This window comes from Pseudonocardia sp. CA-142604 (genome assembly GCF_050948475.1).
In the GTDB taxonomy this organism is placed as follows: Bacteria; Actinomycetota; Actinomycetes; order Mycobacteriales; family Pseudonocardiaceae; genus Pseudonocardia; species Pseudonocardia alaniniphila.
In genome coordinates this window covers 9597000-9609908 of the sequence record NZ_CP192045.1, presented here as the reverse complement: position 1 = coordinate 9609908, position 12909 = coordinate 9597000, and the positions used below count along the sequence as shown (strand labels likewise).

The window sequence follows — 12909 nt, the reverse complement described above, 5'->3', positions numbered from 1 at the left end:
TCAATCGAACGGGATGGCTCGAACTGCCCCGTTCGGGTGGCTACGCGGCGGCCGAACGACGGAGAGCGACGAGCAGTAGGCGTAACGCAACGCCCTTTTCACCCGGTCGTGTTCGGTCAGTCACCCCTCGTCCGATGCCGTTCGGCGCTCGTCGTCTCGGCGACCGCGAGGGCGGTCGGGAGCCCGGCTGCAGCACGCGGTCAATACCCGCCCTGCGGGCTCGGAGGGGACCTGCGCCCGCCCCGTGATCGTTCGCCTCGTACCTGGCCGGATGGGCGGGGACAACTGCAGAGAATCCGCTTTTGCGGGCTCATCTCTGTCGACGTTCCGCAGATGCGGTGGTTCCATGGCGTTCTGGGTCGTGGCGGCGAACCAGTCTGATTCCAGCGAGGAGGACGATGATGACCCTGGCGTTCGAGGCCCCCCGCATCCAGGAGGTCGTGGGATCGCTCAGCCGCAAGATGCTGATCAATGGCGAATGGGTCGACGCGGCGTCGGGCTCGACGTTCGACAGCGTCAACCCGGCCACCGAGGAGGTACTCGCCTCGGTTGCGCACGGTCAGGCGGAGGACGCCGACCGGGCCGTACGCGCGGCGCGTGCCGCGTTCGAGGACGGTTCGGCGTGGCGCAGGATGCCCCACGGGCAGCGCGGCCGGATCATCCACAAGCTCGGTGACCTGATCCTGGATCACCTCGAGGAGTTCGCACTCCTCGAGTCGTTGGACAACGGAAAGCCCTTCGCGGTGGCCAAGGCGGCGGACGTGCCGTTGGCGGCCGACATGTTCCACTACATGTCGGGCTGGACCACCAAGATCGAGGGCAGCACGCTGCCGATCTCGGCGCACGACCCCGACGCCTACCTCGGGTTCACCCTGCGGGAGCCGGTCGGTGTGGCGGCGCAGATCATTCCGTGGAACTTCCCGCTGTTGATGGCCGCGTGGAAGGTGGCCCCCGCGCTCGCGGCGGGGTGCACGATCGTCCTCAAGCCGGCCGAGCAGACGCCGCTGTCAGCGTTGCTGCTCGGTGAACTGGCGATGCAGGCGGGGCTGCCGCCGGGTGTGCTCAACATCGTCACCGGCTTCGGTGACGCGGGCGCGGCGCTGGCCGCGCACCCCGACGTGGACAAGGTGGCGTTCACCGGGTCCACCGAGGTGGGCAAGCAGATAGTGCAGGCGGCGGCGGGCAACCTGAAGAAGGTCACCCTGGAGTTGGGCGGCAAGTCGCCCAACGTCGTCTACGCCGACGCGGACATCGAGAAGGCCATCGCCGGATCGGCCAACGCGATCTTCTTCAACCAGGGCGAGTGCTGTGTCGCGGGCTCCCGGCTCTACGTCGAGGAGTCGGTGTACGACCAGGTCGTGGAAGGCGTCGCCGAGCAGGCCCGCAACATTAAGGTCGGCAACGGGCTCGACGAGTCGACCATGATGGGCCCGCTGGTGTCGTCCGAGCAGTTCGACCGGGTGACCGGCTACATCAGCTCGGGCCGCGACGAGGGCGCGAACATCATCGGCGGCGAGCGGGTGGGCGACAAGGGGTACTTCGTGGCCCCGACGATCCTCACCGGCACTCGCGAGGAGATGAAGGCCGTTCAGGAGGAGATCTTCGGTCCCGTCGTGGCCGCTGCGCCGTTCAACGCCGACCGCGACATCCTGCCCACCGCCAACAACACGAACTTCGGGCTGGGCGCCGGGGTGTTCACCCGCGACATCGGCAAGGCCTACCGCACCGCCCGGCGGCTGCGGGCGGGGACGGTGTGGGTCAACACCTGGAACGTGTTCGACGCGACCCTCCCGTTCGGCGGCTACAAGGAATCCGGGTGGGGCCGCGAGATGGGCCAGGCCGTCTTCAACAACTACATGGAGACCAAGACGGTGATCACCGACCTGAGCTGATCCGTCAGCGGGTGGTCGATGCGCGGGACAGGTCCTCCACGAAGTCGAGGGCCGATGCGGTGGTCGCCCGGCGCCAGCTGAACAGCACGGCGTCGAAACCGGTGTGCCGGGCGGCCTCCGCGTCCAGCGCTCGCGCGATGGTCGTCAACGTCTCGCGCTGCTGGGCGAGCACCGGGGCTGGGTCGCCGCGACGGCGGTCCAGCAGCGCGAGCTTGACCAGGAAGTGCGAGCGCATCTCGCGGACATGCTCGACCGGGGTCTGGAGCCACTTCTCGGCCTCGCGGTGGCCGAGGAGGGTGCTCGCATACACCGTGCGTTGCGGCCCGGCCTCGGACTCCACCGCATCGGGCCGCACCATTTCGGCCTCGAGCAGCCTGCCGAGCGCGCGGTACACGACCGGACGAGGAAGGTGCCAGACCCTTCCGAGCTCGCCGTCACGGGCCGTCAACGCGGCCACGGCGAATCCGTGCACCGGTCGCTCGTCGATCACGCTGAGCACGATCCACTCGGCCAGACCGAGATGCATCGGCTCAGCCTAGTGCCGAGGAAACGCGGCACCGGACAACCTCGCCCGGGCGGTTCGTTCAAGGCTAGTCTCAGTGATACTAGTGGCCATCGTTCCCCGCCTCGGGAGGCCTGATGTCATCAGCGGAGACAGCGTGGACGGCGCTGCCGTATCCGCCGGAATACGTGCCGTCGACGTGGGTGCGCGGTCGATCTGTGCACGAAGTGGCCGGGATGCTGCCGGACGGAACCGTTCACTACGCCCCGATCGGCGTGGTGATCGGGGACGGCCCGGTGGTGATGTGCCACCTCTGCGGGGAGTGGTTCCGGTCGGTGCTGGCGCACCTGCGTTCCCACGGCTGGAGCCAGGAGGCCTACCGGACGGCGTTCGGTCTCGAACGGGGGCAGCCCTTGGAGGGCACCTCCACCCGGGAGCGCCGGGCGGCAGCGCTGACCGTCCGCAGGTCGACCGACCCCGCGATCCGTGAAGGGTGCGATGTCGGGATGCGCTGGGCGAAGTCCGGCGGGCTGAGCAGGGCCGCAGCGCTGGCGGCACGTGGCAGGCCGCAGCCCGAGCAGCGCCGTCGCAAGACGCTGGCCACGCTGGCAGCGATCTCCTTGGAGAAGCGGGCCGCCGCCACTCGCCGGTACGCGGACGAGCGACTGCGCGAGACGGCCACGGCCGCGGCGGAGCGCCTCGGGTTCTCCGACATCGGCACGCTGGTGCGTGAGCGCATCCGCGACGGTTCCAGCCTCGCGGCGATCAGCCGTGCGGCCGGCCTGCACAAGGACTGGCTCAGCCGGCATCTCGCCGCGGTCGACCCGGAGGCCGCCGCAGCCGTCGACGACGAGGTCCGTGGCAGGCGCCGGGCCCGCTGGGATCAGTCGTGGCTGCCGGTGGTGGAGACACTCGGGTTCCCGGACGTCGCCGCGTACCTCGAGGACCGGCACCTGCGCAAGCACTGGACCGTGGCGGCGATCGGCGTCGAGGTCAGGATGTCGCGGCCCGCGGTCGAGTCCGCAATGCGGCGCCACGGGATCGATCGGCACCTGCACGCGACCTCGCGGTCACGCACGCAACGGCGGGCCGATGCCATCGCGCACCGCTTCGGCTTCGACAGTATCGACGACTATCTGTCGGCCCGTCGCGGCGAGGGCCTGTCCTGGAAGCGGATCGCCCAGGAGTGCGGCGAGGCGGAGACGTGGGTGCGCAGGCGCGCCGGACTCTGCTGAGTCGCCGATCGGGAGACCGCCGGCGGAAATGACGGACGGGCCGGGGATGCCGTACGGCACCCCGGGCCCGTGCCCCGGTGGATCAGCTGTTGGTGCTGTAGGAGTGCGCTCCGGTGCCGGCGAGCTTTCCGGCGTCGACGATCAGGTACTCGTCGCGGATCGGCGTGCCGGAGAAGTGCGACTCGAGGATCTCCCGGGTGCCTGCTGCGTAGCGCGCCTGCGCCGAAAGCGACGAGCCCGAGATGTGGGGGGTCATTCCCTGGTGGGGCATGGTCCGCCACGGGTGGTCGGACGGAGCGGGCTGCGGGTACCAGACGTCACCGGCGTACCCGGCGAGCTGGCCGCTCTCCAGGGCGCGCACCACCGCGTCCCGGTCGACGATGAGCGCGCGGGCGGTGTTGACCAGGTAGGCCCCGCGGCGCATCTGCGAGAGCAGCTCTTCGCCGAACATGCCCTGCGTCTCGGGGTGCAGCGGCGCGTTGATGGTGACCACGTCGCAGTGCGGGGCCATCTCCTGCGTGGTGGCGTGGTAGGTCAGGCCGAGTTCCTCCTCGACCTCGGCCGGCAGGCGGTGCCGGTCGGTGTAGTGCAGCCGGACGTCGAACGGGGCGAGCCGGCGCAGCACGGCGAGCCCGATCCGCCCGGCGGCGACCGTGCCGACGTCCATGCCCTCGAGGTCGTAGGAGCGGGCCACGCAGTCGGCGATGTTCCAGCCGCCCTTGCGGACCCACTCGTGCGACGGGAGGTAGTTGCGCACGAGCGAGAGGATCATCATCACGACGTGCTCTGCGACGCTGATGCTGTTGCAGAAGGTCACCTCGGCAACGGTCACACCGTGCCTGATCGCCGCGTCGAGGTCGACGTGGTCCGAACCGATGCCCGCGGTGAGCGCGAGTTTGAGGTTGGGGGCCTTCGCGATCCGCTCCGCCGTGAGGTACGCGGGCCAGAACGGCTGGGAGATCACGACCTCGGCGTCGGCGAGGTGGCGGTCGAACTCCGAGTCGGCCCCCTCCTTGTCGGACGTGACCACCAGTTCGTGGCCCAGGCCTTCCAGGTACTTCCTCAGCCCGAGCTCGCCCGACACGCTGCCGAGGAGCTGACCCGGCGTGAAGTCGATGCCTGCCGGAGTGGGAAGCGTCTGCCCGTCCGGGTAGCGCTCCAGCACGGGAAGGGTGTCGCGGGCGTAAGTGGACGGATATCCGTCAACCGGGTCGTCATACAGGACGCACAGCACCTTCGCCATCGTCATCTCCTTGAATGTGGGGATTTCCCTTTCTGTAATAACAGTGCTGGACGGCAGGCGTGCCCGGCAACAGTTTCGAGAACGATTCTCGCTATGACCTCATTCATCGCGTCGATCGTCCGAGGCTGGAGCGTTCCGGGCTGCGGAGACCACGCGGCGAGCGCGGCGGGGCGGGGGACCTGCGGTGGCGCAACGCCCGACGTAGCGCCGTAGAAGCGGAGTGAACGCGTGATCGCATCCGAATTTGCGGGTCCTTGGGGCCAGTACGGCGTGGTGGCGCCGTTACCGGAGGTGGTGGCGCTCTGCTGCTGCGGGCCGAACGGGCGGCGTGAGCCTGCGGGTAGGCGCGCAGCGACGGCGTCGCGAATGCGTCCGATCGCCCGCTAGTTACAGTGATACTAGTGAAGGTCTCGCCGGTACACGCGTAAAGCAAGGGGAGAACAGGTGTCGTCGGACGTGCCCGCGGTCGAGAAAGCCATCCGGATCCTGGAGCGCCTCGCCGCGGAGTATCCACGTCCGGTATCCCCGGCCACGCTCGTCGCCGACCTGGCCCTCAATCGCAGCACCTGCTACGGAATCCTGGCCACATTGCGTGCCCAGGGATGGGGCGCCTCGCCCGAGCGGGCAGGCTGGACGCTCGGGCCGCGGCTGCTCACCGTCACCCGCACCGGCGAACACACGGCCGAGGTCGTGCGTGAGGAGCTCGACGAGCTGAGCCGGCGACTGGGCGCCGTCACGGTCGCCGTCGTGCCGGACGGCTCCGGGAAGTTCGTCGTCGTCGCCACGGGTGAGTGCACGCAGGGGATCAGGGTCAGCATCGGGATCGGTGATCGGCTGCCGGAGCCGGCCACGGCCGTGCGGCAGGTCGCCGCCGCATGGGGAGTGCCGGGTGCGGCGTCGAGGCATCGCCTGTCGCTGGAGATGCGCGATCACGCTGAGGTCCTCACCCGGGTACGCGCGGACGGGTTCGGGCGCAGTGCCGGGGCCGCCGATCAGCCGCACGGCGTCGCCGCGGCTGCCGCGTTCGACGTCGACGGCCGCGTTCGCTTGGTCGTGACGGTGCTCGCGATGCCCGACCGGAAACCGGACGAGGAGATCGACAGGATCGGCCGCGCCGTTCGTGACGCCGCCGCGGCGATCAGTACCCGTACGGGCGGAGCGTCACCGACCCACGACGTGCGCAGCGATCCACCGGTTTCGGGGGTCGGCAGGTGAGGTCGGTGCGCCGCCCGTGGATCAGACGGTGGCAGGCCGCAGCGCTCCCCAGAGGGATCGCGCGACCCGCACCGCGAGCCGCTCGAGCAGGGAAGCCGCAACAGCGACCAGCACCGCGGTGAGCATCTCAGTCATCGCATCCGCCTTCCGAGGAATTGCTCCAGGATCGGTGGCGGTGGTGAGCATTGCGCGCCGGTGGACTGGATGTCCGGTAGCGAGAAGATGACGAGCGCGTTCAGACGCGGGTCAGGAGCCGTTGCGCCAAGAGCTGGGCTCCGGTGGCCCCCACGGCCGCGGTGAGGGCGATGGCCCACTGGTGAGGAAGGAGCGGCCGGGAACCGACCACCCGGCTCACGCCGGGTACCTGGACCGCGATCGCCAGCAGCACCATCGAGCCGGCGACCGCGGCGGCGACCAACGGCGTGCGCCCGCGCACGGCGAGCGTCTGCCCGAGCTGGGCGCCGACGAGCGCGACGAGCCCTGTCGTGCTCGCCTGCCCGGCCGTGCTCACAGGCCGGGCCAACAGCCACGCGATGCCTGCTGAGGTCGCCGTGATCGCGGCCCGGACCTGGATGCCGCGGATGAGCGCGCCGCCAAGGGACTGTTCGGGGCCTTCGGCGAGGAGCTGTTCGGGCGTGGCATCGGCGGGTGGCCGGACGGCGACGGCCATGGCGGGCAGGACGTCGGTGAGGAGGTTGATCAGCAGCAGCTGCCGAGCGTTGAGGCCACCGTTGCTGCCTGCGATGCCGGTGGCGAGCGTGTAGGCGATCTCGCCGAGGTTCCCGCCGAGCAGGATGGACAGCGCGTCGCGCACCGAGGTCCACATGCCGCGGCCCTCGACGATCGCGTCGGTGATCGTCTCGATCCGGTCGTCGGTGACCACGACGTCGGCCGCCTCCCGTGCGGCCGCGGTGGCCCTGGCGCCCAGCGCGATGCCCACGTCGGCGAGCCGGATGGCGGGCGCGTCGTTGGTGCCGTCGCCGGTGACGGCCACCGCGAGACCGCGTTGCTGGTACAGCTGGACGATGCGGGCCTTCTGGGCGGGGGTGACGCGCGCGAAGACGGCCGCGGACGGCAGCGCTTCCACGAGCTGGGAGTCCGTGAGCTCCTCGAGCTCGGCGCCGGTCATCACCGTGCGCCCGTTGAGCGCGTCGAGCTCGCTCGCGATCGACTGCGCCGTGCTCGGGTGGTCCCCGGTGATCATGGCGATCTCCACACCGGCGGCGCGCAAGGTCGCGACGCTCTGGGCGGCGGTCGGCCGGACGGGGTCGACCAACGCGACGAGCCCGCGGAACTCCAGGTCCGTGACGTCGTCCTCGGTCAGCTGGATCCGGTCCGCGATGCGCCGCTGGGCCACGGCGAGCACGCGGTGTCCTTGCAGGGCCAGCCGGTGCACCTCCTCGTCGATCACGGCGCGGGCCCGCTCGTCGAGCGGCTGGGTCTCGCCGTTGCGTCTGCGGGCGCTGCAGAGCGGGAGGACGACCTCGGGAGCGCCCTTGAGGCTGATCCGCGTGCCGGTACGGCCGCGCCACAGGGTGGCGTGGTAGGCCCGGCGGGACTCGAAGGGGAGCTCGTCGAGCTGCTCGACGACCGCGTGACCGTTCTCCGCGCTCACCCCGAGCGCGCGGGCGCCGCGCAGCACCGCCCGGTCGGTCTGGTGGGTGACCTGGTGGGGATCGGCCAGGAACGGGCTCGCCCGCACGGCGGTGGCGACGACGTCCTGCAGGTCGGGGCGCAGCGGTTCGTCGACGCTCACGGTGTCGGTTCCGTCGGACACCTGCCGCAGGCTGATCCGGCCCTCGGTGAGCGTGCCGGTCTTGTCGAAGCAGAGCACGTTGACCCGCCCGAGAGCCTCGATCGTCGACGGGTTGCGGACCAGGGCTCCGCGGGCGGACAACCGGCGCGCTGCCGCGAGCTCGGCCACCGTCGCCACGAAGGGCAGCCCTTCCGGCACGGCGGCCACCGCGAGGCTGACGGCGCGGGTGAGCGCGATCCCTGCCGGCCGTCGGCGCAGGAGGTCGGACACCACCAGTACGACTCCGGCACCGATCGAGATGGGAAGGGCGCGGGCGGTGAGCTTGCGCAACCGGATCTCGACCCCGGTCGGCGGTGCCTGCTCGCCGTTCCGACGCATGGCCCGGCCTGCCTCGGTGCGGTCACCGGTCGCGACGACCACCGCGTCGGTGCGGCCGACCGCGACCACCGTGCCCTCGTAGAGCATGGAGTTCCGGTCGGCGATGGCCCGGGCGCTCGTCGCGCGGTTCGACTTCGCCACCGGCACCGACTCGCCCGTCAGGGACGACTCGTCGATCTCCAGGTCATGGCCGGTCAGGACGCGGGAGTCCGCCGGTACCGCGTCCCCGGCCTGCAGCCGGATCACGTCGCCCTCGACCAGCTGGTCGGCGCGCAGCTCCACATCGGACTCGCCGCGCCGGACCTGGACGCGTGCCGCGCTGCTCCTCCGGAGCGTGCGGAGAGCCCGCTGCGCTCCGACCCGCTGCACGCCGCCGATCAGGGCATTCACCGCGAGCACGGTGGTGATCAGCAACGGGTCGAGGATCGAGCCGGTCGCCGCCGAGACACCGGCGCCTGCCGCGAGCGCCGGGGTGAGCGGGTTGGCGAGCTCCTCCAGCGACGCCTTGGTGATCCCGACATCGTGCTGTTCATCGGTGGCGGGCCGGTCGCGCTGACGCAGGTGCGACTCGTGCTCGCTGAGCCCGGTGCGGGCGCTGTGCAACGACTGCAGCACAGCGCGCGCCGACATCGCGTGCCACGGCGTGCGGTCCGCGGGTATCGGCCCCGGCCGCCTGGCCAGCGAGATCCCCGACCAGGTACCGAGGCCGAGCGCGACCAGTGCGGCTGTGTGCACGGGGATCGCGGCCCGCCTCGCGGCGCCGGTCGGAGGCCCGAGGACGGCGAGGAGTCCTCCCAGTCCCGACCCCCCGACGGCGAGCTGGGCGGACCGGTGACTGACCTGCTGGGCCACCCCGATCGCGTCCAGCAGCAGACACACTTCTCCGGCCGTCCGCGTGAGCACGTCCGCGGTCCACGGCGGGGGCTTCCCGGGGCCGACCACGCCGATCCCGACGTCCGCGGCGACGAGCGCGGTGCGATGGTTCCGGCTGACCACGGCGACGACGTGGCCGTCGGTCTGCAGCGCCCGCACGGAGTCGGTCAACGCGGCCCCGCCGGGTACGGCGCCGTCGAGCTCCAGGCGTCGCGAGAGCTCGCGGGGGCCACCGACGAGCACGAGGCCGGCCCGGGTGGCCGCGGCCACCACGGACTCGGCGAAGGGGTCCAGCGCCGGTGAGATGCCGATGAGGGCGACCGGCTCGCTGCCGCGCCGCAGGGTCAGCACCGTGGACGACCGGCGTCCGAGTGAGGCGGCGACCTCGCCCAGCCGCCCTGTCGGCTCCGGCGCGGTCGGCTCGACCGACCATCCCTCGTTCGTACGCGCCCGCAGCGGCCTCCGCAGGTCGACCAGGTCGTGGGCCCGCTCGACGAGCTCGGACAGGTCGGAGCCGGGCCCCTCCGCGACGGGCACCACGTCGTCGACGGCCTGGCGGCCCGTCAGCAGGACGTCGTCGTCCAGAACGACCGTGTCGACGCGGTCGAGCCGGCGCAGCACGTTCCGGTCGAGGACGAGCGTGCCTTTCGCAGCGGCGTCGCGGCCGAGCTGAGCGGCGAACCCCTCGCGGCCCGACCGTGCCGCCTTGGGGGCACCGAGAGCGAGCGCGGTGGTCGCGAGCGGCACGGAGCGTGTGGCGGCCAACAGCGCGGCGGCGCCGCCGAGCGCGGCCAGCGGCGTCAGGTCGGCGACCTTCTCGACCGGGCCCGGCGGAATCGGTGCGGGGCGCGGGCCCACCGGTCGTGGCATGGCTCGATGCGCGCCCTCCTGATCGGCGAGCGCGTCCTCCCAGGCGGACCAGACCCGGCGGCGCGCCTGGTTCTCCTGGAAGAGGGCGAAGCGCTGGCATGCGTCGGCGAGCAGCCCGAGCGGGCGCTTGCCGAGCCCGTTGGACAACGCCGCTCCGGTGCTGAGCAGCGCGTCGGCCGCGGGTTCACCCACGGCCCTCGCGACGTAACCGCGCAGCCGGGGGGAGGCGTCGATCAGCGCGAGGACCGACGCAGGGAGCGCGACCGGTGCGGCGGGCACCGCCCGGCCGACAGTCGTGTAGACGAGCGCGGCGGTGTGGATGCCCAACAGGGCGGCCTCCTGCAGCGCGCGGCGGGCGTTCCCCGGATGTTCCTGGCGCGTGTACGGCTCCGACGAGAGCCCGTTCTCCTGCTCGACGTCCGCCACGAGGTCCAGTGCCTCGGACACCGGGAGCAGGTCCGGGTCGAACTCGACCATGACGTGGCCGAGAGCCGCGTTCACCTCGGCGCGGCGGACGGCAGGATGTTCGGCGAGCTGCTCCTCGACGGCCGCGGCGACGGCGGCGTCGCTGGTGTGCACCCCGCGCAAGGGAACGTGCACCCGGCCCGGCGCCACCGTCGTGGCGTCGGAGGTAGCGGCGTAGGCCAGTTCGGCCAGCCCGTTCGCTGCGCCGAGGACGGTGCCCACTGCGCCACCGGCAAGGTCGAACACGCTCTGCAACATCTGCCCTCGCACACAACGGACGAGCCACGGCCTCTGCCGCGGCTCGTCGCTCCAGGGATCAGGTCAGTTCCGTGGCCTCGCCGCGCGCATTCCACCTACCTGTGGACCGTCTCCTCGCGGCTCGGGTTGCACCTCTCCCCGGCCGGCCAGAGCGCTTCCGATTCCGATCGCCGCCGCCACCGGCCATTCGATCGCTCCGACGACCGCGGTGGCCGCCAAGCCCCCGAAGAACAACAACGTCTTCGGTGGCGGCAGAACGGACAGCGCCTTTCGTCCGGCCGAGTCGAGATCCTCGCGGGTCGGCGGACGCACCTCCGGCATGCGGATCTCCGGCATGTGGATCTCCGGCATGTGAATATCCGGAACCCGGAACTGGGCGGTCATGAACGGCAGGTTGACCGTGGCCGACCGCTTGCCCTCGAAGCGGCCTTCGGCCGGTCGATCCGGCCGCACCTCCCCTGCGAGACCGCTGGTGCCACCAGCGGAGATAGTGCCTGTGGGCTTTCCCGGCGACCGCGGCACGCCGGTGCCCCTGTCTGCGGTCCTCGGCCTGCCTGCCACGGCCCCTCCTCCTCGCTCTGCGCGCTGCTCGAGATGGAATCAGAGCGTTACCTGGGTGGCGGGGAAACAAACGTCGTATTGACGGATCGGGGCCGATTGACTGCACGGGTTACGACGGTCGCCGGACAATGATCGAAAATTGATCGCTTTTGCCTGGTTCGTCCCTCACCGGGGTTGGCGAGATGGGTAAACGGTCATTTCATGGAGGGCAGGCAGGGGACGGCGTAGTCACGAAAGGGGCGCCAGATGGGCACGGGTGCGAGGAGCGAGGGCAGCGGTGACAGCGAGGACGACGCGGTGCCCGTGGCCCCGGACCGTCCTGTCGTGGACGGTCGCACGATGTCGCCCGAAGAGCTCCGGGAGGAGGTCGAGGAGCTTCGCGACGAGCGTGTGGTGCACATCGAGCAACTGCGCGCCGAGCTCGGCGACACCGTCGAGGAGCTCGCTTCGCGCTTCGACGTCTCGGCGCGGGTGCAGGCCAGGAAGGACGAGACGGTCGCGGCGGCGCTTCGGCAGGTCGACGAGCTCTGTCGCATCGTGACCGACAAGGTCGCGGAAGTGCGCAGGTTCGTCAGGGAGAAGCCGGGCGCGGCGGCCGGGGCGGCCGCCGCCCTCCTGCTCCTGATCGTGCTCCGCAGGCGCCGGCGCAAGGCCCGGTCCGTGAGCTCCGAAGAGGGCTGATCGACGCCCAGGGGCGGCGCCGGGCGGTGGCGGTGCTTTGCGAGCATGGCGATCATGAGCGCGCAGCCGGGCATCTTCGCCCTCGGTACTCCGGAGCACGGATACCTCGAGTTCGATCTTCGGCCCGGGGCACGTGCGGTCGATCTGGTCACGGCGGCGGCCGGGTTGGTGGGGCCGCTGTCCACCACCGGCGGCGTCAACCTGGTCGTCGGTCTCCGCCCCGAGCTGTGGGCGGAGGTGGCGGACCGGGCCGACGTACCCACCGGAGCCCGTAGCTGGGAGGAGGGTGTCGTCGGCCCGGACGGATTCACGATGCCCGCCACCCAGCACGACGCGTGGCTGTGGCTGGCAGGTGGCGATCGCACCGCCGTGTTCGACAACGGCCGCGTGGTGATCGACGGCCTGGCTGAAGTTGCCGTGCTGCGGCGGGAGACGGCCGGCTGGCTGTATCGCCACGACCGCGATCTCACCGGGTTCATCGACGGCACCGAGAACCCGTCGCTGTTGGAGGCGCCCGAGGTGGCGCTGGTGCCTGCCGGATCGCCCGGGGCGGACAGCAGCGTGGTCCTGTTCCAGCTGTGGGAGCACAACAGCGACGGGTGGGAGGGGCTGGCGCAGGAGGAGCAGGAGCGGGTGATCGGCCGGACCAAGCCCGACAGCATCGAGTTCGACGACGCCGTGAAGCCCGCCGACAGCCACGTCGCACGAACCGTGCTCGAGGTCGACGGCGTCGAGCTGGACATCTTCCGTCGCAACGTCGCCTACGGGACCGTGTCATGTCACGGCACGGCGTTCGTCGGCTTCAGCTTCGACCAGTGGCGGCTCGAGGAGATGCTGCGCCGGATGGCGGGCGTGAGCGACGGGATCCGTGACGCGCTGACCCGCTACACACAGCCCGTCACCGGCGGGTACTACACGGTTCCCGCGGTCACCGCGCTCGCCCGGTTCGCCCCACCCGAGGACGAGTGACGGGACGCCCC

Annotated in this window: 9 protein-coding genes; 5 read left to right on the top strand and 4 right to left on the bottom strand. The window is 71.3% G+C overall.

Features of this window, described 5'->3' with window-relative positions; translation table 11 throughout:
• Window positions 1-398: 398 nt before the first annotated feature.
• A complete protein-coding gene (locus ACQPZQ_RS43910; RefSeq protein WP_433290369.1) occupies window positions 399-1892 on the top strand; it encodes an aldehyde dehydrogenase family protein in 1494 nt (497 codons plus the stop codon).
• 4 nt (window positions 1893-1896) lie between these two features.
• Here ACQPZQ_RS43910 and ACQPZQ_RS43905 read toward each other — a convergent pair whose 3' ends face one another.
• Entirely contained in the window at window positions 1897-2418 is a 522-nt protein-coding gene (locus ACQPZQ_RS43905) for a PadR family transcriptional regulator (protein ID WP_433290368.1), read from the bottom strand.
• 113 nt (window positions 2419-2531) lie between these two features.
• On the opposite strand from ACQPZQ_RS43905, the gene ACQPZQ_RS43900 reads away from it, so the two are divergent.
• The gene (locus ACQPZQ_RS43900; RefSeq protein WP_433290367.1) at window positions 2532-3629 is read left to right on the top strand and encodes a MucR family transcriptional regulator; all 1098 of its coding nucleotides are present in this window, start codon (window positions 2532-2534) and stop codon (window positions 3627-3629) included.
• Window positions 3630-3711: 82 nt separating this feature from the next.
• On the opposite strand, the gene ACQPZQ_RS43895 is transcribed toward ACQPZQ_RS43900, so the two are convergent.
• On the bottom strand, window positions 3712-4872 hold the full coding sequence (locus ACQPZQ_RS43895; protein ID WP_241036794.1) for an NAD-dependent formate dehydrogenase: 1161 nt from the start codon (window positions 4870-4872) through the stop codon (window positions 3712-3714).
• Between the two features lie 444 nt (window positions 4873-5316).
• Here ACQPZQ_RS43895 and ACQPZQ_RS43890 point away from each other — a divergent pair, with 444 nt between their 5' ends.
• Window positions 5317-6087 carry an IclR family transcriptional regulator gene (locus ACQPZQ_RS43890; protein ID WP_433290366.1) on the top strand — a complete coding sequence of 257 codons (771 nt, stop codon included), beginning with the start codon at window positions 5317-5319 and terminating at the stop codon, window positions 6085-6087.
• Window positions 6088-6322: 235 nt separating this feature from the next.
• Here the strand turns inward: ACQPZQ_RS43890 and ACQPZQ_RS43885 are convergent, their stop codons facing one another.
• Both ACQPZQ_RS43885 and ACQPZQ_RS43880 read right to left on the bottom strand, forming a co-directional pair.
• The gene (locus tag ACQPZQ_RS43885; RefSeq protein WP_433290365.1) at window positions 6323-10687 is read right to left on the bottom strand and encodes an HAD-IC family P-type ATPase; all 4365 of its coding nucleotides are present in this window, start codon (window positions 10685-10687) and stop codon (window positions 6323-6325) included.
• A 63-nt stretch (window positions 10688-10750) separates the two neighbouring features.
• Entirely contained in the window at window positions 10751-11248 is a 498-nt protein-coding gene (locus tag ACQPZQ_RS43880) for a hypothetical protein (protein WP_433290364.1), read from the bottom strand.
• A 246-nt stretch (window positions 11249-11494) separates the two neighbouring features.
• Here ACQPZQ_RS43880 and ACQPZQ_RS43875 point away from each other — a divergent pair, with 246 nt between their 5' ends.
• Together ACQPZQ_RS43875 and ACQPZQ_RS43870 are read left to right on the top strand one after the other, a co-directional pair.
• The gene (locus ACQPZQ_RS43875) at window positions 11495-11929 is read left to right on the top strand and encodes a DUF3618 domain-containing protein (RefSeq protein ID WP_433290363.1); all 435 of its coding nucleotides are present in this window, start codon (window positions 11495-11497) and stop codon (window positions 11927-11929) included.
• Window positions 11930-11983: 54 nt separating this feature from the next.
• Window positions 11984-12898 carry a Dyp-type peroxidase gene (locus ACQPZQ_RS43870; RefSeq protein ID WP_433290362.1) on the top strand — a complete coding sequence of 305 codons (915 nt, stop codon included), beginning with the start codon at window positions 11984-11986 and terminating at the stop codon, window positions 12896-12898.
• Window positions 12899-12909: the final 11 nt, after the last annotated feature.